The sequence below is a fragment of the Pararhizobium sp. IMCC3301 genome, from assembly GCF_030758315.1.
Lineage (GTDB): Bacteria > Pseudomonadota > Alphaproteobacteria > Rhizobiales.
On record NZ_CP132336.1, the window covers coordinates 2,115,422 to 2,136,640 of the forward strand.

The 21,219-nt window shown below is 57.1% G+C and carries 18 protein-coding genes; 9 read left to right on the plus strand and 9 right to left on the minus strand.

Translation table 11 applies throughout. The features are described from left to right. Positions 1-42 precede the first annotated feature (42 nt). The 7 genes from RAL88_RS10235 (at position 43) to RAL88_RS10265 (ending at position 6,438) form a co-directional block, all read left to right on the plus strand. Positions 43-1,377 carry a S41 family peptidase gene (locus tag RAL88_RS10235; RefSeq protein ID WP_306269285.1) on the plus strand — a complete coding sequence of 445 codons (1,335 nt, stop codon included), beginning with the start codon at positions 43-45 and terminating at the stop codon, positions 1,375-1,377. Positions 1,378-1,639: 262 nt separating this feature from the next. Continuing rightward, positions 1,640-2,260: a hypothetical protein gene (locus RAL88_RS10240; protein WP_306269286.1), complete on the plus strand. Its 621-nt coding sequence runs from the start codon at positions 1,640-1,642 to the stop codon at positions 2,258-2,260. Between the two features lie 90 nt (positions 2,261-2,350). Continuing rightward, entirely contained in the window at positions 2,351-3,283 is a 933-nt protein-coding gene (locus tag RAL88_RS10245) for an IS110 family transposase (protein ID WP_306269287.1), read from the plus strand. Positions 3,284-3,377: 94 nt separating this feature from the next. Beyond that, positions 3,378-4,058 (plus strand): divergent polysaccharide deacetylase family protein, encoded by a 681-nt coding sequence (locus RAL88_RS10250; RefSeq protein WP_306269639.1) that lies wholly within the window; start codon positions 3,378-3,380, stop codon positions 4,056-4,058. A gap of 148 nt (positions 4,059-4,206) precedes the next feature. Further along, positions 4,207-4,785, plus strand: a complete 579-nt coding sequence (locus RAL88_RS10255; RefSeq protein ID WP_306269289.1) for an MSMEG_1061 family FMN-dependent PPOX-type flavoprotein — start codon at positions 4,207-4,209, stop codon at positions 4,783-4,785. A gap of 35 nt (positions 4,786-4,820) precedes the next feature. Then, positions 4,821-5,357 (plus strand): RNA pyrophosphohydrolase, encoded by a 537-nt coding sequence (locus RAL88_RS10260; RefSeq protein ID WP_306269291.1) that lies wholly within the window; start codon positions 4,821-4,823, stop codon positions 5,355-5,357. Positions 5,358-5,559: 202 nt separating this feature from the next. Beyond that, entirely contained in the window at positions 5,560-6,438 is an 879-nt protein-coding gene (locus RAL88_RS10265) for an NAD(P)/FAD-dependent oxidoreductase (RefSeq protein WP_306269293.1), read from the plus strand. Positions 6,439-6,621: 183 nt separating this feature from the next. On the opposite strand, the gene RAL88_RS10270 is transcribed toward RAL88_RS10265, so the two are convergent. From RAL88_RS10270 to RAL88_RS10305, 8 genes are all read right to left on the minus strand, one after another. Further along, positions 6,622-7,023, minus strand: coding sequence for a F0F1 ATP synthase subunit epsilon (locus RAL88_RS10270; protein WP_306269295.1), 402 nt, complete (start codon positions 7,021-7,023; stop codon positions 6,622-6,624). Between the two features lie 35 nt (positions 7,024-7,058). Continuing rightward, positions 7,059-8,483, minus strand: a complete 1,425-nt coding sequence (atpD, locus tag RAL88_RS10275) for a F0F1 ATP synthase subunit beta (protein ID WP_306269297.1) — start codon at positions 8,481-8,483, stop codon at positions 7,059-7,061. 23 nt (positions 8,484-8,506) lie between these two features. Next, on the minus strand, positions 8,507-9,388 hold the full coding sequence (locus tag RAL88_RS10280; RefSeq protein ID WP_306269299.1) for a F0F1 ATP synthase subunit gamma: 882 nt from the start codon (positions 9,386-9,388) through the stop codon (positions 8,507-8,509). Positions 9,389-9,496: 108 nt separating this feature from the next. Further along, positions 9,497-11,026, minus strand: a complete 1,530-nt coding sequence (gene atpA / locus RAL88_RS10285; RefSeq protein WP_306269301.1) for a F0F1 ATP synthase subunit alpha — start codon at positions 11,024-11,026, stop codon at positions 9,497-9,499. Further along, positions 11,026-11,616 carry a F0F1 ATP synthase subunit delta gene (locus RAL88_RS10290; RefSeq protein WP_306269303.1) on the minus strand — a complete coding sequence of 197 codons (591 nt, stop codon included), beginning with the start codon at positions 11,614-11,616 and terminating at the stop codon, positions 11,026-11,028. The genes atpA and RAL88_RS10290 overlap by 1 nt, the downstream gene beginning before the upstream one ends. A gap of 236 nt (positions 11,617-11,852) precedes the next feature. Continuing rightward, positions 11,853-12,212 carry a DUF4345 family protein gene (locus tag RAL88_RS10295; RefSeq protein WP_306269305.1) on the minus strand — a complete coding sequence of 120 codons (360 nt, stop codon included), beginning with the start codon at positions 12,210-12,212 and terminating at the stop codon, positions 11,853-11,855. A gap of 52 nt (positions 12,213-12,264) precedes the next feature. Next, positions 12,265-14,490, minus strand: coding sequence for a primosomal protein N' (locus RAL88_RS10300; protein WP_306269307.1), 2,226 nt, complete (start codon positions 14,488-14,490; stop codon positions 12,265-12,267). 97 nt (positions 14,491-14,587) lie between these two features. Next, entirely contained in the window at positions 14,588-16,744 is a 2,157-nt protein-coding gene (locus RAL88_RS10305; RefSeq protein WP_306269309.1) for an autotransporter domain-containing protein, read from the minus strand. A 343-nt stretch (positions 16,745-17,087) separates the two neighbouring features. Here RAL88_RS10305 and fsa point away from each other — a divergent pair, with 343 nt between their 5' ends. Next, positions 17,088-17,741, plus strand: a complete 654-nt coding sequence (gene fsa / locus RAL88_RS10310) for a fructose-6-phosphate aldolase (RefSeq protein ID WP_306269311.1) — start codon at positions 17,088-17,090, stop codon at positions 17,739-17,741. Between the two features lie 10 nt (positions 17,742-17,751). On the opposite strand, the gene RAL88_RS10315 is transcribed toward fsa, so the two are convergent. Then, entirely contained in the window at positions 17,752-18,471 is a 720-nt protein-coding gene (locus RAL88_RS10315) for a YggS family pyridoxal phosphate-dependent enzyme (RefSeq protein ID WP_306269313.1), read from the minus strand. A gap of 138 nt (positions 18,472-18,609) precedes the next feature. On the opposite strand from RAL88_RS10315, the gene leuS reads away from it, so the two are divergent. Further along, positions 18,610-21,195, plus strand: a complete 2,586-nt coding sequence (leuS, locus tag RAL88_RS10320; protein ID WP_306269641.1) for a leucine--tRNA ligase — start codon at positions 18,610-18,612, stop codon at positions 21,193-21,195. Positions 21,196-21,219 lie beyond the last annotated feature (24 nt).

A 21,219-nucleotide genomic window follows, 5' to 3' on the forward strand; every position in this document is an offset into this window, starting at 1 on the left:
TTGCGGTAAACTATCCGGCAAGGAAATTTGAAGGGCATAATGATGATAAACAAATCAGTTGTCACTCTGGTTGCAGGCGTCCTGATTGGCGCTGCAGGCATGGTAGGCGTAACCCAATTGCCGGTTATTGGCGCTCCTGCGGAAGCAGCGAGCCGCGACACATATCGCCAGCTCAACCTGTTTGGTGATGTGTTTGAGCGCATACGCAGCGATTATGTTGAAGAACCGGGTGACAGCGATCTGATCGAATCGGCTATCAACGGTATGCTGACCTCGCTTGATCCGCATTCAAGCTTCATGAATGCGAAGGCTTTCCAGGATATGCGGGTTCAGACTCGCGGTGAATTTGGCGGCCTTGGAATTGAAGTCACGATGGAAGACGGCTACGTCAAAGTCGTGACGCCTATTGACGATACACCGGCTGCCAAAGCCGGGGTTCAACCCGGCGACCTGATCACCCACCTGGATGGAGAGCAGATTCAGGGGCTGACGCTCAATGAGGCAGTTGAAAAGATGCGGGGCGCGGTCAAAGAACCGCTGACGGTCACGATACGCCGCGGCGACGGCGCGCCGTTTGATATCACCATCATACGCGATATCATCAAAATCCGCTCTGTCCGCTTCCGTCTGGAAGACGGGATCGGGTACATCCGGCTGACCCAGTTCACCGATCAGACCTATGATGGTCTCAAAGATGCCATAGCGGAAATAAAGCAAACTCTGCCCGAAGATGAGCTGAAAGGCTATGTCCTGGATTTACGCAATAATCCCGGTGGTCTTCTGGATCAGGCGATTGCCGTTTCCGATGCGTTTCTGGAACGCGGTGAAATTGTCTCCACCCGTGGCCGCAACAATGAGGACAGCCAGCGCTTTTCCGCTCGCAGCGGCGATTTGATCGATGGCAAACCAATCATTGTTCTGGTCAATGGCGGTGCCGCTTCCGCTTCGGAAATTGTTGCCGGTGCACTTCAGGATCACCGCCGCGCGACCATCCTTGGAACCCGGTCCTTCGGCAAGGGTTCGGTGCAGACCATTATCCCGCTGGGCTCTGAGGGCGCAATGAGACTGACAACGGCGCGTTATTACACCCCTGCGGGCCGGTCAATTCAGGCCAAGGGTATTGTTCCGGACATTCGCATTATTCAGGAACTGCCGGAAGATATGAAAGGGCGTGAAGAGCCCCGCGGAGAAGCGTCACTGCCTGGCCACCTTACGAATGAAAACCAGGCCGATGAAGAAGAAAAATCCGGATCTTCGGCCTATGTGCCGCCTGACCCGAAAGATGACAAGCAACTCAATTTTGCCTACGATTTGCTGAAAGGTATTCAGGTCAATGCCAGCTTCCCACCGGACCCCTCGCAGGGCATTCCGAACTAAAGCGCCGATCTGACGCCGCTGGTGGATACCTGCCAGCCAAACAGACCGCAAAGCCCGCCGGTTCATTCCGGCGGGCTTTGCGCTTTTAACAAGTGCTGCTAACTGCCGGAGTATTCCATGATTACATTGAAACATGGAACACTCCGGATGAGCCGGCCCGGACATTGCGCGGGGCAGACACCCGAAAGAAACCAATTCTTCACCATGTACCTGCTAGTTTTGCGCCTCTAAAACCGGGGTAACAGGCTGAAAGCAGTGTCACTTGACTGATTTTTCCGTTCCATTGGCTGAACCACAACAGGATTCCGCCGAAAAAAAGTCCGGGTCATCCGGTCCGGCCATGATTGGGCTTACCGTTGTCAGCGCCATTTTGCTGGCAGCAATGGGTCTTTGGGTGCTTCTGGTGAATGATCCGCTGGGCGGCCGGCCACAGGCAAGTGTGTTCATCGAAACAGATACGATTCTGATCGATGCGGGGCTTGTCGGTGTCGCAAATGTCCGTCCCAGCATGACGCCAGATCCCGATGATGTCTCCACTGTGACACTATCACCCCCGCGCGCAACAGTTCTGGCCGAAGTAACAGCACAACGGCAGGCCGGTGTCTCAGATGCCCCTGCATCTCAGCAGGAAGACGTCCCGGTAGCAGCCAATCCGTCGATCACCAATGAATTCGTGTCCTCCAGTTCTGACCTGCAGCGCCTGTCGGTCTTTCCCGTCGATAATCTGGTCAGCCGTTCCGGCGCGGGCCTCATTCCTAAACGCTTGTCTTATGATTTTCCCGGCCATTCTGCGAAGAATGAGCCACTGCACGCCCCGTCATTTGTGGCGTGCAGTGGCGGCGGCTGGATCGTCAAACGCTTGGTCAGAAAAGGACCGTATTAGAGTGTGATCAGCCGTCGTCTTCGCCTGAGGCCTGAACGGATACAGAGCGGCGCAAAGCCCTCTACGACAAGCATAGGACACGCGAAGACAATGAAAGATACCATCGGAATAGACATCTCGAAAGCCACTCTCGACGCCCATCGCCTGAGCACCGGCGAGGCGGCGCATTTTACCAATTCCCCGGCCGGTCTGCGTGCGCTACGACTCTGGATCGGCGCGCAAATGCCTCACCTGGTTGTCTATGAGGCGACCGGCGCCTATCACGCCGCCCTTGAGCATTGCTTTGCCGGGGTCTTGCCAATGGTGAAGGTGAACCCGCTACAGGCAAGACGCTTTGCCCAGGCGCGTGGCACACGGGCCAAGACCGACGCGGTAGATGCGCGCATTCTCGCCGTGATGGGGTCGGCGCTTGATCTTGTGCCAGATCGCCCGGCGGACAAAAACCAACACGCACTCAAGCAGTTGCAGATTGCCCGCATGGCTCTGGTCAAGGAACGCACCCGCCTCTTGAACCGGATGAAGACGCAGACCCTGGCCATCTTGAAACGCCAATCCAAGGCGCGCCTCGATCAGATCAAACGCCAGCTCGCCGAGGTGGAAGAGGCATCGCTGGCGCTTCTGCGCAGATCGCCCAAGCGCGTGAGGGCATTGGACATTCTTTCCTCCATTCCAGGCCTCGGGCAGGTTACAGCCGTCGCGATTCTCGTCGAATGCCCCGAGATCGGCACGCTGGGCAGAAAACAAGCCGCCAGCCTTGCAGGTCTCGCCCCGATGACACGTCAATCCGGCCAATGGCGCGGCAAAGCGTTCATCCAGGGCGGGCGAAAATTCCTGCGCGACGCGCTCTACATGCCCGCCCTCGTCGCCGCTCGCTACAACCCGGACCTCCGGCAAAAGTACCAGGCCATGATCCAGGCCGGAAAACCCGCGAAAGTCGCGCTGACAGCCCTGATGAGAAAGCTGATCGAACTGGCCAACACCCTCATCAGACAGGATCGAAACTGGACACCAAAAACAGCTTGATCAAGACGGATACTCCAGTGACGGACAGACAGCCTTTTCCGCTTATGCTCGCCCGGCAAAATTCATTCCTGATGGACCGAAGATCGCTCTGATCATCGGCGGAGTCGGATTATCCGAGCGCGCCACTGAGGAAGCTATCATTGCCCTGCCACCGACGACAGCACTGGCGTTTTCCAGCTACTCCGGCAAGCGTGAAAAATGGAAAAAACAGGCGCGCGAAAACGGCTTTGAATTGTTGATTGAGGCCCCCATGGAGCCGTTCAATTTTCCCGACAATGATCCTGGCCCGCACACGCTTCTGGTTGATGCAAGCGTGATCGAGAACCAGTCGAAACTGGAGTGGATTCTGTCCCGGTGGACGAATTATATCGGGGTCATTCCATCGATGGGCGCCCGTTTTACCGCAGATAAACCGGCATTGACGGCTCTGATGACCGAGCTGAACAGGCGCGGTCTGGCCTTTGTCGACCCGGCTACTTCCGTGCGCAGTGTGGCAAAAGACTCAGCGGCGGAGGTTTCGACCGATAAATTCGGCCATATGCCTTTTCTGAGAGTGGATGTAGTGCTGGACAAGGAACCAACACGGGCATCGATTGAACAACATCTGATCCAGCTGGAGGAACTCTCCAGCCGGAATGGTCTGGCTGTGGGATATGCCGAACTGCGTTCAGCGACCGTGGAAACTCTGGCCGAATGGGCGCGCCTGACCCAACAGCGCGGAATTACCCTGATTCCACTCAGCACGGCGATCAATCTGTCCATACCCGGGATCTGATACCGGCAATGCTGGTTCGCAAGATCCTGGCTGTGTCGCAGGATCTTGCGTCAACTTCGATTGTATTGCCGAATGCACGGTGGCAGGTTAGATCGTTCCATGTTTACAGTGAACCACGACAACATCTAAAGCCGGAACCCGCCCCGTCATGACCCTGGTAACCGAGATATCTCAACTTGAAGCTCTTTATGGCAGCATCCCGGAAGCCGCATTGATCAAGGTCCGTGACCACATCACCCATCAGTATCAGCGCTTGATTGAAGCCGCTCCCTTCGTCGCCTTGGCAACTATCGGACCACAAGGGCTGGATTGCTCTCCGCGCGGCGACGCCGGTCAGGCCGTCTTCGTTCGGGATCGGAAAACGCTGTTGATCCCGGATCGCCCAGGCAATAACAGACTGGATTCTCTGCGCAACATCGTGCTGAATCCACAAATAGCGTTGCTGTTACTGATACCGGGGACCAACACCACCCTGCGCGTCAACGGAACGGCTGTTATCAGCATAGATCCTGACCTCCTCACAGCTCACAGCGTCGGGGGCAAAGCGCCCCGCTCGGTCATTATCATCACCATTCAGGAAATCTATTTTCAATGCGCCAAGGCACTGAAACGCGCCGGCCTCTGGGACCCGGAGAGGTTCCATGCCGCCGCCAGTCTGCCTTCGCCCGGCGAGATCATGCAGGAACTCAAAGAGGATTTTAATGGCAGGGTCTATGAAACAGAATAATCAAAGCCGCCAAAACAAGCCCTGTGGCCAGCGCCATGGATAACACAGACACTCAGCTGCCCTATCGCGCCAATGTCGGGATCGCCCTGTTCAATAAATCAGGCAAGGTCTGGGTCGGTCGCCGGGCGGGAATGCCAGAGACTTTGCCCGAACAGGACGACATGAGCTTTGCCTGGCAAATGCCGCAAGGCGGCATCGATAAGGGGGAAGATCCGCTTCCGGCCGCCCACCGCGAACTGTTTGAGGAAACCAGCGTGCGCAGCACTGAATTACTGGCCGAAGCGCCGGACTGGTTCACCTATGAACTGACGCCCCAGATCATCAAAAAGGACTGGCGGCGGAAATATCGCGGCCAGCGGCAAAAATGGTTTGCTTTCCTGTTCACCGGCGATGAGTCCGAGATTAATGTTCAGGCTCCGGGTGGCGGAGCCTTCGAGGCCGAATTTTCCGATTGGCGCTGGGTCGATCTGCAGCAGGTCCCTGACCTGATCGTACCGTTCAAACGCAGCGTCTACGAGCAGGTTGCCGATATCTTCGGCGGCATTGCCGACAATCTGAAACTGAACCAGTAACAGAAAGCCCGGCGCAGTCCGGGCTCTTTGCAGTAAATGGTGCCGATCTACTTCACCTTCGCTGTTGCCGACCAAGAGCCGAAAAATGCCTCCAGGTTCTGCCGAGAATCTCTGCCTGCTGATTTTCAGGAGATCTGCATAGACGCGATGGCTTGGTCAGAATTGGCCTGTATAGGGAGCCTGCCTGAATGGAAAACCGGACATGAAAGACTGCATCATCGTGGGTGGCGGCCCTGCGGGACTGACCGCTGCGCTTTATCTTGCCAGGTTCCTGCGGAGCGTTACGGTTTATGACGCTCAGGAAGGGCGGGCCCGGATGATTCCGAAAACGCACAATCTGGCGCCATTCCCAGACGGCATATCCGGGCGTGATCTTCTTGACCGGATGCGCGCTCATGCGGAACTCTATGGTGCCAGAATCGAAACCGGGACAGTCGGCGCGGTCGAAAAGCAGGATGACCTGTTCCATATCACAACCGATCACCGTGTCGAAACCGCGCGCAACGTCATCTTCGCCTCCGGTGTCGTCAATCATCGGCCGCCCCTGTCTATCAGCAACCACGATCAGGGTCTGGGCAACGGGTTGATCCGTTACTGCCCGGTCTGCGACGCCTTTGAAATCCGCGGCAAGCGCATCGCCGTCCTCGGCAGTGGTGCGCACGGCTTTGCTGAAGCGCGCTTCATCCGCGACTATTCAACAACGGTTACGCTGATTCCGAACGACGGCTCTCTGGCGATTGCAAAGGACGGTATCGGCGTTCTGGAATCACCTATGAAATACCTGTCGCTATCGGATTCGCACGTCATCGCAACGCTTGAAAATGGCGTGACACGGAATTTTGACACACTCTACGTCGCCTTGGGCACGACCGCGCGTTCAGACCTGGTGTCCAGGCTCGGTGCACGCCTGTGTGAGGACGGTTGCGTCGTCACCGACGCCAAGCAGCGAACCAGCATCGATGGAGTTTATGCTATCGGAGACGTTACGGACGGGCTTGATCAGATCGCCTATGCGATGGGCCAAGCCGCCGTGGCGGCAACGGCGATCCACAACGATTTGCCTCGAACTGCACTTGGATAGCCGCCGACAGCGTCACGGAGGCGATGGCTCCAAGAGCGGTCGGATAGCCAATTTTGACCGCCCCGACCAAAGCAGAAATCGAAAGCGACCCTTCGGCCCGGGGGCGCATCATGTAATGCCAGAGGCTGAGACGCAGGCCGCGCTCTTGTTCATATCTGGATTGCTTGCTGTTGCGGTTTGCGATCAAAGCGCCAGCGAGTTTTTGATATGCTCCAGATCGGACAGGTGCAGGCCCGCCACATCTTTTGCATCGCCTTCAGCTTCATTGACAGCATCCTGAGCATGTTTCAGGCGCGCAGCCAGCGTTTCGCTGTCCAGCTCACTGGTCAGCATGGCAATTTCCGCTAGCAGGCTCAGGCCGTTATCATTGATGTCAGCAAACCCGCCTTCAACAAAAATGGTTTCTTCGCTGCCATCGGCACGCTTGACCACAACCAGACCCGGTTTCACCGTTGTCATGGCCGGCGCGTGATTTTTCATCACCGTCATCTGGCCTTCGGAAGCCGGAATCAGCACCTGGATCACATCTTCTGACAGGATCAGGCGCTCCGGGGACACCAGTTCAAACGGAAAGGTTTCGGCCATCACACTGCCTCTTCTTGATTACCAGGACCTGCAGCTTACGCGGCTTCCGTCGCCATTTTCTTGGCTTTTTCCAGTGCATCATCAATCGACCCGCACATGTAGAAGGCAGCTTCCGGCAGATGGTCATAATCGCCTTCAACAAGCCCCTTGAAGGACCGGATTGTATCTTCCAGCGAAACCAGTTTCCCGGGAGAGCCGGTAAACACTTCAGCAACGAAAAACGGCTGAGACAGGAAGCGCTCGATCTTGCGGGCGCGGGTCACGGCAATCTTGTCCTCTTCCGACAATTCGTCCATGCCCAGAATAGCGATAATGTCCTGCAGGGCCTTGTAGCGTTGCAGAATTTCCTGAACCCGGCGCGCTGTATCATAATGCTCCTGGCCAACGATGATCGGGTCGAGCATACGGGATGTGGAATCAAGCGGATCGACAGCCGGATAGATGCCTTTTTCCGAAATCGCACGGTTCAGAACCGTTGTCGCATCAAGGTGGGCAAATGATGTGGCAGGTGCCGGATCAGTCAGATCATCCGCAGGCACATAAATCGCCTGCACCGAGGTGACGGAGCCCTTTGTCGTTGTCGTAATACGTTCCTGCATCATACCCATATCGGTCGCAAGCGTTGGCTGATAGCCAACAGCGGACGGGATACGGCCCAGCAGGGCGGACACTTCAGAACCGGCCTGGGTAAAGCGGAAAATATTGTCGACGAAGAACAGAACGTCCTGACCCTGATCACGGAAATGCTCAGCGATGGTCAGACCGCTCAGCGCGACACGGGCGCGCGCTCCGGGAGGCTCATTCATCTGGCCGAACACCAGCGCACATTTGGAGCCTTCGCCGCCGCCAGGCTGGTTCACGCCGGATTCAATCATCTCATGATACAGATCATTGCCTTCGCGGGTGCGCTCGCCGACACCGGCAAACACCGAGTAACCACCGTGGGCTTTCGCCACATTGTTGATCAGTTCCTGAATAAGAACGGTTTTACCAACGCCGGCCCCGCCAAACAGGCCAATCTTGCCGCCCTTTGCATAAGGCGCAAGCAAATCCACCACCTTGATACCGGTGACCAGAATTTCAGCTTCTGTGGATTGTTCAGTGAAGGGCGGTGCGTCCTGGTGAATTTCACGCATCGCCTCGCCTTCTATGGGACCGGCTTCATCCACCGGTTCGCCAATCACATTCATGATGCGGCCGAGTGTACCGACACCGACAGGCACAGAGATGGCCTTGCCCGTATCGGAGACTGACTGTCCGCGAACCAGACCTTCGGTAGTGTTCATGGCAATCGTCCGCACTGTGTTCTCACCCAGATGCTGGGCAACTTCCAGAACCATGCGATTTTTACCATTCATGGTTTCAAGACCATTCAGAATCGCCGGCAAATGGCCATCGAACTGAACGTCCACCACCGCGCCGATCACCTGAGTGATTTTTCCACCTTTTTTTTCAGCCATGACTTTTGTCCTGTCCTTGCGTTCTAGAGCGCCTCTGCGCCCGAAATAATTTCAATCAATTCTTTGGTAATCTGAGCCTGACGCTGACGGTTATAGGTCATCGTCAGCTTGTCGATCATTTCACCTGCATTGCGGGTTGCGCTGTCCATCGCGCTCATGCGCGCACCTTGTTCAGAGGCGGCATTTTCTAGCAATGCACGGAACACCTGGACCGACAGGTTGCGGGGCAACAAATCACCGAGAATTTCTTCTTCGCTTGGTTCATATTCGTAAACCGAAGCGCTGCTTGTTCCTTCCTGCGTGCCCTCAGGGGCCTTCGCCGGAATAATCTGCTGCTCTGTCGGTATCTGCGACATCACCGACTGAAAACGTGAGAAGAACAGGCTGCAGATATCGAATTCGCCGGCTTCATACATCGCGATAATCATCTTGCCGATAGTCTGCGCGTTTTCATAACCGATATTTTTGAATTCGCGCAGATCAACGACCTTGATGATCTGGCTGGCGAATTCGCGCTTCAGCGCATCATAGCCCTTCTTGCCGACGCAGAGGATTTTGACTGTCTTGCCGGCGGCATTCAACTCGCGGATGCGTTTTCGGGCAAGCCGGGAAATCGAGGAATTGAAACCGCCGCACAGACCGCGCTCTGCGGTGCAGACCACCAGCAGATGGGTTTGATCGTCGCCGGTGCCCCTCATCAGCATTGGCGCATCATCCCGGCCTTCCATGGCCGCGCTGATATTCGCCAGGACCGCATCCATGCGCTCAGCATAGGGGCGCGCAGATTCAGCCGCGTTCTGGGCACGGCGCAGTTTCGCCGCCGCAACCATCTGCATGGCTTTGGTGATCTTCTGCGTCGCCTTGACGGAGGCGATCCTGTTTTTTAGATCCTTCAAACTTGGCATGGTAGTCTACTTTTTCCTGGATGAGACGGCACTGCCATCAATCATGCATTTTGCATTTATCCTGAAAACGCCCTTCCAATCAAAGACGGCTTCGCCCCGCAACCCGACTTACGCGAAATTTTTCGCGTAAGCGTCAATCGTTGATTTCAGCTTGGTCTTGATGTCATCCGTCAGCGCTTTTTCGGTGCGGATCGCCTTCAGCAATTCAGCATTTTCATTGCGCAGAAGGGACAGCAATCCCTCTTCAAACGGCCGCACTTCGCTAACCTTCAGCTTGTCGAGATAGCCGTTCACGCCGGCATAGATCACTGCGACCTGCTCTTCGGTTTTCAGCGGCGAGAACTGTGGCTGTTTCAGCAACTCCACAAGCCGCGCACCACGGTTAAGAAGCCGCTGTGTCGAGGCATCAAGATCGGAACCAAACTGGGCGAAGGCCGCCATTTCACGATATTGCGCCAACTCCCCCTTAATTGTGCCGGCAACCTGTTTCATGGCCTTGATCTGGGCAGCAGATCCGACACGGGAGACGGACAGACCGACATTCACCGCCGGCCGGATACCCTGATAGAACAGATCGGTTTCCAGGAAGATCTGGCCATCGGTGATGGAGATCACATTGGTCGGAATATAGGCCGACACGTCATTTGCCTGGGTTTCAATAACCGGCAATGCGGTCAGCGAACCGGAGCCATTGTCTTCATTCAGCTTCGCCGCACGTTCCAGCAGGCGGGAATGCAGATAGAACACGTCACCAGGATAGGCTTCACGGCCCGGCGGACGGCGCAACAGCAGCGACATCTGACGATAGGCAACCGCCTGCTTCGACAGATCATCATAACAGATCAGCGCGTGCATGCCATTATCGCGGAAATATTCGCCCATCGCACATCCGGCAAACGGTGCCAGGAACTGCAAAGGTGCCGGATCAGACGCGGTTGCTGCGACAATGATGGAATATTCAAGCGCGCCGCGCTCTTCCAGCACTTTCACAAATTGCGCAACTGTAGAGCGTTTCTGGCCGATGGCGACATAGACGCAATACAGTTTTTCGTTCTCATCACCGCTTTCATGCAGGGATTTCTGATTAAGGATCGTATCCAGCAGAATGGCGGTTTTGCCGGTCTGACGGTCACCGATCACCAATTCGCGCTGACCACGGCCAATGGGGATCATCGCATCGATGGCTTTCAGACCGGTCGACATCGGCTCATGCACCGACTTGCGCGGAATAATACCGGGCGCTTTGACATCCACCAGGCGGCGTTCGTCGGATTCAATCGGACCCTTGCCGTCGAGCGGATTGCCGAGCGGATCGACCACGCGGCCCAGCAGGCCCTTGCCAACCGGCACGTCCACAATTGCGCCGGTCCGTTTGACCGTGTCGCCTTCTTTAATGTCACGGTCGGATCCGAAAATCACGACACCGACATTATCGGTTTCAAGGTTCAGCGCCATACCGCGGATATTACCGGGAAATTCCACCATTTCACCGGCCTGAACATTGTCCAGACCATAGACGCGAGCGATACCATCACCCACAGACAGAACCTGGCCGACCTCAGAAACTTCAGCCTCAGCGCCGAAATTTTTGATCTGCTCCTTGAGGATTGCGGATATTTCCGCGGCCCGAATGTCCATCAGCCAACCTCTTTCAATGCAATTTTAAGGGAGTTGAGTTTGGTGCGCAAAGATGTGTCGATCATTTTGGAGCCAACCTTGACGGTCAACCCTCCCAAAATCGACGGGTCCACACGCACATTGAGAGCGACGTCCTTGCCAAGACTCTTTTTCAGAGCCTTTTTCAGATCGTCAAGTTGTGTTTTGTCCAGTTTCTGCGCCGCAACCACATCGGCGGACACTTCGCCGCGATGTTTGGCGGCAAGCCGGTGGAAAGCGGTAATCATTCCGGGAACAGCAAACAGTCTTCGGTTCTTCGCGGCAACCTTGATGAGATTAGCAGCGGACCCGGAAAAACCGGCTTTTTCAAAGATCTTGCTGAGGACGGCCAGTTGTTCATCTGCGGAAAAAACCGGGCTTTTCACCAGACGTTGCAGGTCTTTGCTGTCCGCTATCAGGTCCGAAAAAGATTTCAGATCGGACTCAATCCGGTCAAGCGAATTTTCCTCCAGACCAAGATCAAACAGCGCAGTTGCATAACGCGTCGCGACGCCGGACAACACTGTATCTGTCCGCGCAGCAGATTTTTCTTGAGAAACAGTCTCGGTCACCTTTGCCCCGTCTCCTCAGGATCAAGAATCTTTTTCACCGCCCGCCGCAACGGGTTTCCGACAAGTAATCCTGTGTTTTTTCAACGCCTTGGCAAAAGGCGGAGATATCTTCACAAAAACGTAGCCGGTGAAATCGCGCTTGACCTATCATATGGTTCAGCGCGGTGCAATATGGCTGTGGGTGTCTTTCGGCGGTCTCGCCGCTGGATTCGTGATGAAAATTCAGTTTCAGCGGGTTACGACAATACCAAAGCCGCGGGCAGTGCTGCCACCCCGAGGCCAAACTCGAACAGGATGGAGCCGGTATTGAACCGTGTCCGGCCATTATCCAGCACCATCGAAATCCCGCGTCCGGAACCGGTGAACAGCCAGCCCAGCGCCAGCGCCCAATAGGCTCCGGCAGAGGGGGCCAACAGACACAGCAAACCGACCCCCAGATAAAAGCCCGCAAGAGTTCCGCGCCCTTCTGCCACCGCTTCCGGGCGGCTGGCTATGGTTTGAAGATGGATCAGTTTCAGGGAATAGCGCGGCGCTATAAGACAGGTGAGACCGAAACCAACGGTAATGAGGGCAGACAGACCGGCAAGATAAAACATCGGGAAAACCCTTTTTGTGTCGCTGTTGTTACGAAGCTGCAGGCAGGCCAGACTAGAAAAAACTCACCGGATCCATATCCACTGAAACGCGCACGCTGCCGCGCGCCTTGGGAGCCGCGCCGAGCCATTCGCGCACATAGCGCGATAAATCGAAACCCCGCGAGGCCCGCGCCAGCATTCTGAAGCGGTGCCGGCCGCGAACCAGAGACATCGGTGCTTCAGCCGGTCCCAGCACCCGCACACCCTCAGTGCGTGGTGCCGCCCGGGACAGCGCCGCCGCGTGAGACGCTGTCGCTGCCTTGTCTTCACCGGAAACGATCAGTGCTGCCAGCCTGCCGAAAGGCGGCAGCCCGCCTGCCTTGCGTTCAGCCAGTTCGCGCTCATAAAACAAATGCGGTTCGCCCTTGACCAGCGCATCGATCACCGGATGGTCCGGCTGGTAGGATTGAATCAGCCCGACGCTGCTGCCACCGGCCCGCCCAGCCCTTCCCGTCACCTGCGCCAGCAACTGAAAGCAGCGCTCGGCCGCCCGCGGGTCACCTTGGCCAAGGGCCAGATCCGCATCGAGAACCCCGACCAGCCGCATCAGCGGGAAATGATGGCCTTTGGCAACAAGCTGGGTGCCGACGACAATATCCACATCGCCCCTGGTGACCGCTTCCAGTTCCAGCCGCATCCGGCGCACGCCGCCCTGCAAATCCGATGACAACATCAGGGTCCGGGCCTGCGGAAACAGCAGTTCGACTTCTTCGGCAATGCGTTCCACCCCCGGACCGCAAGGCACCAGACTGTCCGTACTGTGGCATTCCGGGCAGGCCTCCGGCTTCTTCTGGGTGTGGCCGCAATGGTGGCACGCAAGGGTGCCGCGAAACCGGTGTTCAACCAGCCAAGCAGAGCAATTCTCGCATTGAAAGCGGTGGCCGCATTTCCGGCACAGAGTCAGAGGCGCATAGCCGCGCCGGTTCAAAAACAGCAGGCTTTGCTGGCCGGCAGCCAGTGTGTCACCCAGGGCCGCAATCAGCTTCGGGGCCAGCCAGTGGCCGCGCTCCGGCCCGTCAATGCGCATGTCGATGGTGGCAAGCGCGGGCAGTTCCGCCTCGGCGTAACGCTCGCTCAGTTCCACATGTTTGTAGCGCCCGGTGCGGGCGTTGTTGAGGCTCTCCACAGAAGGTGTCGCCGAAGACAGAATGACCGGAAAACCGGCCCTGTGCGCCCGCACCACCGCCATGTCGCGGGCATGATAGATGGCACCCTCTTCCTGCTTGTAAGCTGGTTCATGTTCTTCATCGACAATCGCCAGGCCCAATTCACGAAATGGCAGAAACAGCCCGGACCGCGCGCCGGCGACGGCCCGCACCGATCCATCGGCCACCCCGCGCCAGACCTGCGCCCGGCGTTTGGGCGGCACATCTGAATGCCATTCAGCCGGGCGCGTGCCGAAGCGGTCGGTAAACCGGTCGAGAAACCCGCTGGTCAGAGAGATTTCCGGCAGCAGCAGCAGCACCTGTTTGCCAAGATCAAGCGCTCTGGCAACTGCTTCAAAATAGACTTCCGTCTTGCCCGATCCGGTAATGCCTTCCAGCAGAATCGGTTGAAATCCACCCGCATCGACTGCCGCCACCAGTACGTCCGCCGCGCCTTGCTGCGCGTCGCTCAATTGCGGAACACCGTAGGATGTATCCGGCGGCAGCAACGCATGCTGCGGCGGCAGCATCACTTTATCCACCGCACCCAGCTTCTCAAGACCGTCTATGACGCTGGTGCCAACGCCCGCCGCTTCGGCAAGGCCGCGTTTGGTCCAGGCAAAGCCTTCCTGCAACTGGTCCAGCACACGTCTGCGTGCCGGTGTCAGCCGCTCAGGCACAACCAGGCCCAGCCGAAAGCCGGGCAGCGGCTTTGCCGGCTCCAGGGCGGCAGGCGCTCGCAGCACCATGCGCAGCACCATACCCAGCGGCGCCAATGTGTAACCTGCCAGCCAGGCGATAAAATCCAGCAGATCATCGCGCAGCGGCGGCACATCATGTTGCGCCAGAACCGGTTTCAGTTTTGCCGAAGGCACATCCGCGTCGTTACGCTGGGACGGCCAGACAACGCCGGTCACCTCGCGCGGCCCCAGCGGCACCACGACAAGCGCACCTGGCTGCAGAACCATGCCATCAGGAACCAGATAGCTGTAAGGCCGGTCAATCGCGACAGGAACCAGCACATCGACAATCGTATTGCTGATATTGTCCGGAAAATCCGGTTGCTTGTTCAGGCGGGTTTTGCTGGCATCCATATCATTGTCTTAGAGCCAGACCGGGCGGCCCTGCAAGACGGATTTGAATGAAGTCGTGAACCCGCCCTGGATTGTTTCCAAGCCAGTGTGAAGCGGTCTAGAATTGCAAACTCAGTTTGGACGCGATCCAATGCTGCGGCGCGCCGCCTTCGCTCGTTACATTTCCCGTAATGGAAAAGGTCGTTTCCCCGAACTGCGCTTCAACGCCAAGTCCCGCCCGCAGCCAGTTCTGCTTGCGCGACCCGGACGCAAAATCAAAGCTTCCAAGACCGATCACCTGCCCGGAAACGGCGCTGCCCTCATCCTCCAGCCGGTGCACAGCTTCAACAGTGCCGGTCAAACTGATTGTCTCGCTGACAGGAACCTTGCCATCCACGCCGACCCGCAATTCATTGGACCGCTCACACCGTCTGTCGAACCGCGCCGGAAACGCTCCGCCTGTTTCAGTATATCCATCCAGACATGCCGATACATGGGATAATTCCGCATAGGGCGAGGTGTATGGCAGCAGATTTTCCCACTGCAGGCGCGCCCGGAGACCGAACCCATAGACATCCGTGCGGCCATCGGAGCTGTCAACCAGCCCGCCATTGATCAGATAATTTCGTGAAATATCCGCCTTACCCAGAAGTCCTGTACCGCCGATCAGTGCCCACAGGCCACCATTTTCCGTCGAATGAAGCTTATGCAGCGCTTCAAATTTGGCATAGGTGCTCAGAACCTCGGTTTTTCCGCCCAGCAGCGTATCTTCTGTCGTACCGGTAATACCCAGCGCCCCGTTGAGCTGGAACACACCGAAATTATGGCCGTATCCAATTTCGCCAAGCGCCACATTACTATCCGTTCTGCCGCGGTCCGTCCGTCCCAGATCACCTCCAAGCCAGACGATCGATTTCCCCACCGGCGTACGCCGGTCAAGCGGACGGCTGCCTGCTCCGTTGAGCAGCAGCCCCAGTCCGCCGACTACAGAATTGTTGGCCGAAGCGGCATTGGCCAGACTGTTTCGCAAATCATTCAGCATGATCAGGCCAGTACCGCCGCCACTGCCACCGCCGCCGCCACCGCCCGTATCTCCACCGCCCGTATCTCCACCGCCTGTACCTCCGCCGCCCGTATCTCCGCCACCTGTACCTCCGCCGCCACCTGACCCGCTGGCAGTTTCACCGGTTCCCCGTGCAATGAAAAGATACTCCTTGCCCGACCAGGGAAAGGTTTCACCAATGATGACGCTGCCATCCTCATTCGCCGCCCGCGCATTGTAAGTGGTTCCGTCGAGGACGCTGGTGGCCCCGCTGTCGCGAAGCCATTGCTCAATGGTCTGCATTCCAGTGGCTTCAGTCCAGCGGAACCCGGCCGGAACACCAGGGCTGTCTGCGCTGCCAACCACAACCAGACCATTGCCGGAGACACCATAGGCAACTGAGCGCCGCTCTTCATTATTGTAGCTGCCAAGTTTGATAACTTCACCACCACGCCACAAAACACCTGTTTGTCCGCTGGCACCGTCTGAGGCTGTACCGACAATCACCGTCCCGTCATTCGACACGTCATAAGCCGCCGAATACTCTTCGCCGGCCAGATAAGGCAGTGGGCTTGTGGTGTTGGTATCCTGGTGCCAGACAAAGGCACGCGTTTTCGTGAAGGAATCTAGATATGAAGACGTTCCGACAACGACCGACCCGTCAAAAGATGCGCCCCAGGCGGTCGCAGTTGTTTCGCGATCATCCATACGCGCCAGACTTTGCATTCCCGCACCGTCAGTCCAGCGGAATGCCGCAGTCCGGGACGCCGATGTATCGAAAGCCCAGCCAACGATGACATTCCCGTCCCCGGAGACGCCATGGGCAATGGAATTATTGTTCCCCAGATGTCCCAGATCCTGAAATCCACCTGTCTGGGTCCAGCGATAGGCTCTGTTGCCGGTACTCGGTGATCCCAGCACGCCATGCGTTGCCGTACCCACGATGACCGCCCCGTCATCGGAGACATCAACCGCATCAAGCTGGAATCCGAGGGTGTTCGCCACTCCGCCGACATTCTGCACACCTGTGGCCTCGGTCCATACAAAGCCATGAGGATCATACGACAACGTACTGTCCGATCCGACGAAGACCGTCCCGTCGGCTGAAATACCGCCCGCCCGGCCAGGTTCCGCAAATACATCTATGCCCTGGCCGGACGCGCCGTGGGAAATCAGGCTTACGCCGCTCACTAATGCGGCTACTCGGAGCCATTTGGGTACGCTTACTGACATGACAAATTCCCCATTGGATCGGACAAGCCAAAAACACGCCTACCCATCGTTGCAAAGTGAATGGAACGGGCCTGCCGGGCTATCCCCCGAACAGGGGAGTTCAGGCGTTTGATGGTGAGCGCAATACGCGCTGTCCGATCATTTTCTCTTCAAAATTCCGGACAGGTTGCAAAACCAGAATTTGGGCCGGTAGAGCCAGAACATTTCACAGGAAATATGAAAGTTGCGCTGTTGATTGCTAAACAATAGTAGCTACGCCAAATCTTCCATAGCGCTGCAATTCAGAATATGCGATTGAACGCCATACCAAGATACAGCCTCTAGAAATACGGAAGGATCCGCCATGAAATTTTTTGTTGATACGGCAGATATCAAAGAAATCACCGAGATGAACGATACCGGTCTGCTCGATGGGGTCACGACCAACCCGTCCCTGATCATGAAATCCGGGCGCGATATCCTGGAAGTCACCAAGGAAATCTGTCAGATCGTCGAAGGCCCGGTGTCCGCCGAAGTCACTGCCACCGAGTATGACGACATGATGAAGGAAGCAGCTGTGCTGGCAAAGATTGCGGACAATATCTGCATCAAGGTGCCGCTCACCCTGGACGGGCTGAAAGCCTGCAAGGCGCTGACATCCGATGGTCACAAGACCAATGTCACTTTGTGCTTTTCAGCCAACCAGGCGCTTCTGGCGGCAAAGTGCGGCGCGACCTATGTCTCGCCCTTTGTCGGCCGGCTCGATGATATGAGCGTTGACGGCATGGATCTGATTGCTGACATCCGCATCATCTTTGACAATTACGATTTCCAGACCCAGATTCTGGCTGCTTCGATCCGTACCGTCGAGCATGTCAGACAGGCTGCTCTGATCGGTGCTGATGTGGTGACGGCGCCGCCGGCAACCCTGAAAGCACTGGTGAAACATCCGCTGACGGATAAGGGCCTTGCGGCGTTTTTGGAAGACTGGAAAAAAACCGGCCAGTCGATCGCCTGATTTCGCAGTCTTACTCGGGCGGCTGGGACTGTTCAGCCGCCCGTGATCCCAAAATGGCGCTGCCGACGCGCACATGGCTCGCGCCAAGCATGATCGCCGTATCAAAATCACCGCTCATGCCCATCGACAGCCCGGACACACCGGCTTCCTCCGCCAGTTGACGCAGCAGCGCAAAATGCGGTGCAGCCACCTCATCGGCGGGTGGAATGCACATCAACCCGGCAATATTCAGACCGATTTCGTCGCGGCAGGCCCTGACGAAAGCCACCGCCTCCGCCGGGGTCACCCCGGCCTTTTGCGTCTCGTCTCCGGTGTTGACCTGAACGAAGAAACTCCGCTTCACACCAAGCTTGTCCTCCGCCTTTTTCAGAACCTTGGCAATTTTGATGCGGTCAACCGTTTCAATGACATCAAACAGGGCGATGGCATCTTCCGCCTTGTTGGATTGCAATGGTCCGATCAGATGAAGCTCCAGATCGGGATAAAGCTCCCGCAATACAGGCCATTTGCCCTGCGCTTCCTGCACCCGGTTTTCGCCGAAAACCCGCTGACCCTGCTGAAACAGCGGCTCCAGCGCCTCGGCCGCAAAGGTCTTGCTGACCGCCACCAGATGGATGGCTGCCGGGTCGCGTTCATAACGCTGCGCCGCTTCGGCGATTTCGCCGCGTACTTTTGCAAGCCGGGCGATGGTCTCGTCCGGATCTGGAGTTGGTGAGGGAGCCCACGCCATGAATTGGTCCTGTTGCTGATGATTCCACTGCCCTGCCTTTTATTGCAGTTGACCGCCGCTGTCATTTCTGGTGTTTGTCTCGCCGAGATTTGAAAGCAACTTCCGGAAATTTGAGCGCGAAATATGGCCTCCGCAAAAGTGCAGACAGAACGTTATAACCCGCAGATCGTTGAGCCCCACTGGCAGAAAGTCTGGACCGGCCAGGAGCTGTTCACGACGCAGACTGACGACCCGCGCGAAAAATATTATGTGCTTGAAATGTTTCCCTACCCCTCGGGCCGCATTCATGTCGGCCATGTGCGCAATTATGCCATGGGTGACGTGGTGGCCCGGTTCAAACGGGCAAAAGGTTTCAACGTGCTGCACCCGATGGGGTGGGACGCGTTTGGCATGCCGGCTGAAAATGCCGCGATGAAGAACAAGGTCCATCCCAAGGCCTGGACCTATGCCAATATTGCCGCCATGCGCAGCCAGCTTAAATCCATGGGTCTGTCGCTCGATTGGCAACGCGAATTCGCCACCTGCGATGTCGCCTATTATCACCAGCAGCAGAAACTGTTTCTGGATTTTCTTCAGGCGGGCATTGCTTACCGCAAGAAATCCAAGGTCAACTGGGACCCGGTCGACCGCACCGTGCTGGCCAATGAACAGGTCATCGACGGAAAAGGCTGGCGTTCCGGCGCGGATGTCGAACAGCGCGAACTCACCCAGTGGTTTTTCAGGATTTCGGACTATTCCGAAGATCTGCTGACAGCGCTGGACGGACTTACGCGCTGGCCCGACAAGGTCCGCCTGATGCAGAAAAACTGGATCGGCCGGTCGGAAGGCATGTCCGTCCGGTTTGCGTTTGACGGCGCCGGCAGGGAGCCGCTGGAAATCTTCACCACACGGCAGGATACCTTGTTCGGAGCCAGCTTCATGGCGCTGTCACCGGACCATCCGCTGACGGAGGATCTGGCCAAAGACAATGCGGAACTGGCGGCTTTTGTTGCCGAATGCCGCAAACAGGGCACCAGCGTCGTTGCTGTGGAAACCGCCGAAAAACGCGGCTTTGACACTGGACTGCGCGTCAAGCATCCGCTTCAGGCAGGCACTTTGCCGGTCTATGTCGCCAATTTCGTGCTGATGGATTACGGCACCGGCGCGATTTTCGGCTGTCCGGCCCATGACCAGCGTGACCTCGACTTTGCCAACAAGTATAAATTGCCGGTGACCCCTGTTGTCCTGCCATCGGATGCCGATGCCGCCGGCTTCACGATTGACAATGAGGCCTATACCGGCCCCGGCAGTATTTTCAATTCTGGATTTCTGGACGGTCTCAGCATTGAAGCGGCCAAGCAGGCGGTCGCCGAGCACCTTGAGCAGGCCCTGCTCGACGGCGCACCTCAGGGCACGCGGCAGATCAATTATCGCCTGCGCGACTGGGGCATTTCGCGGCAGCGCTACTGGGGCTGTCCGATACCGATCATCCATTGCCCCAGCTGTGGCCCACAGCCGGTTCCCGAAGACCAGTTGCCGGTCGAACTGCCGGACGAGATTGATTTTGAAACGCCTGGCAACCCGCTTGATCGCCATGCCAGTTGGAAACAAGTGGCCTGCCCGGCCTGCGGCCAGGATTCTGTCCGCGAAACCGATACGATGGATACGTTCGTCGATTCGTCCTGGTATTTCGCCCGCTTCACCGCGCCGCGCAGCACCACGCCGACCGATCCGCAGGCCGCCGATGCCTGGCTGCCGGTCAATCAGTATATTGGCGGTGTTGAACATGCGATTCTGCATCTGCTGTATTCGCGGTTTTTCGCCCGCGCCATGTCGCGCTGCGGACACATGTCCATAGAAGAGCCATTTGAAGGTCTGTTTACCCAAGGCATGGTGGTCCATGAAGCCTATCATGACGGCCAGGAGCGCGCCTGGTTTGCGCCCGCTGAACTACGGTTTGAGGGCGAAGGCACCGAGCGCAGGGCATTCCTGATTGACGGAGGTCAGGAAGTGACCATCGGCAAGATCGAGAAAATGTCGAAATCCAAACGCAACACCGTCGATCCTGACGATATTATTCGCACCTATGGCGCGGATACGGCGCGCTGGTTCGTGCTGTCTGATTCGCCGCCGGAACGCGATGTCATCTGGACTGACGCCGGGGTTGAAGGCGCGCATCGTTTTGTTCAGCGCGTCTGGCGCCTGGTTCAGGAAGTTGCGGCGCTCGATTCGGCGGCAGGCTCCCCCCAGGATCACGCATTGACCGCAGCTGCGCATAAGGCGCTGCATGCTGTGGAAGCGGACATTGATGGCCTGCGTTTCAATCGTGCCGTCGCTCAGATTTATGAATTGGCAAATGCGATTTCAGCTCAGCTCAGCAAGGCCGATGCTCAGGACAGCACAAATGGTGCCATCCGCGGCGCTTTTGAAATGATGCTCCATGCTTTGGCCCCAATGATGCCGCATCTGGCCGAGGAATGCTGGCAGCATCTGGGACATTCCGATTTGATTGCAAGCCGTCCCTGGCCTAAGGTGAATGAGGCGCTGCTTTCGCAGGACACTGTCATTCTGCCAGTGCAGATCAACGGCAAGCGGCGCGCCGAAATCACGGTGCCGAAAGAAGCCTCAAAACAGGCAGTGGAAGAGGCAGTTCTGACCATCCCGGCCGTGCTGAAAGCACTGGATGGCAGGGCTCCGAAGAAGCTGATTGTCGTGCCTGGACGCATTGTGAACGTGGTTGTTTGATTAACTTAATAATGAGATGTTGCA

What these genes read in the sequence shown, in the direction of transcription:
- RAL88_RS10235 (WP_306269285.1), top strand. Translation starts at nt 43, where the DNA reads ATGATAAACAAATCAGTTGTCACTCTGGTTGCAGGCGTCCTGATTGGC.
- RAL88_RS10305 (WP_306269309.1), bottom strand. Translation starts at nt 16,744, where the DNA reads ATGTCAGTAAGCGTACCCAAATGGCTCCGAGTAGCCGCATTAGTGAGC.
- RAL88_RS10270 (WP_306269295.1), bottom strand. Translation starts at nt 7,023, where the DNA reads ATGGCCGAAACCTTTCCGTTTGAACTGGTGTCCCCGGAGCGCCTGATC.
- RAL88_RS10315 (WP_306269313.1), bottom strand. Translation starts at nt 18,471, where the DNA reads ATGGCGTGGGCTCCCTCACCAACTCCAGATCCGGACGAGACCATCGCC.
- RAL88_RS10245 (WP_306269287.1), top strand. Translation starts at nt 2,351, where the DNA reads ATGAAAGATACCATCGGAATAGACATCTCGAAAGCCACTCTCGACGCC.
- RAL88_RS10260 (WP_306269291.1), top strand. Translation starts at nt 4,821, where the DNA reads ATGGATAACACAGACACTCAGCTGCCCTATCGCGCCAATGTCGGGATC.
- RAL88_RS10295 (WP_306269305.1), bottom strand. Translation starts at nt 12,212, where the DNA reads ATGTTTTATCTTGCCGGTCTGTCTGCCCTCATTACCGTTGGTTTCGGT.
- atpA (WP_306269301.1), bottom strand. Translation starts at nt 11,026, where the DNA reads ATGGACATTCGGGCCGCGGAAATATCCGCAATCCTCAAGGAGCAGATC.
- atpD (WP_306269297.1), bottom strand. Translation starts at nt 8,483, where the DNA reads ATGGCTGAAAAAAAAGGTGGAAAAATCACTCAGGTGATCGGCGCGGTG.
- RAL88_RS10265 (WP_306269293.1), top strand. Translation starts at nt 5,560, where the DNA reads ATGAAAGACTGCATCATCGTGGGTGGCGGCCCTGCGGGACTGACCGCT.
- RAL88_RS10255 (WP_306269289.1), top strand. Translation starts at nt 4,207, where the DNA reads ATGACCCTGGTAACCGAGATATCTCAACTTGAAGCTCTTTATGGCAGC.
- RAL88_RS10300 (WP_306269307.1), bottom strand. Translation starts at nt 14,490, where the DNA reads ATGGATGCCAGCAAAACCCGCCTGAACAAGCAACCGGATTTTCCGGAC.
- RAL88_RS10280 (WP_306269299.1), bottom strand. Translation starts at nt 9,388, where the DNA reads ATGCCAAGTTTGAAGGATCTAAAAAACAGGATCGCCTCCGTCAAGGCG.
- fsa (WP_306269311.1), top strand. Translation starts at nt 17,088, where the DNA reads ATGAAATTTTTTGTTGATACGGCAGATATCAAAGAAATCACCGAGATG.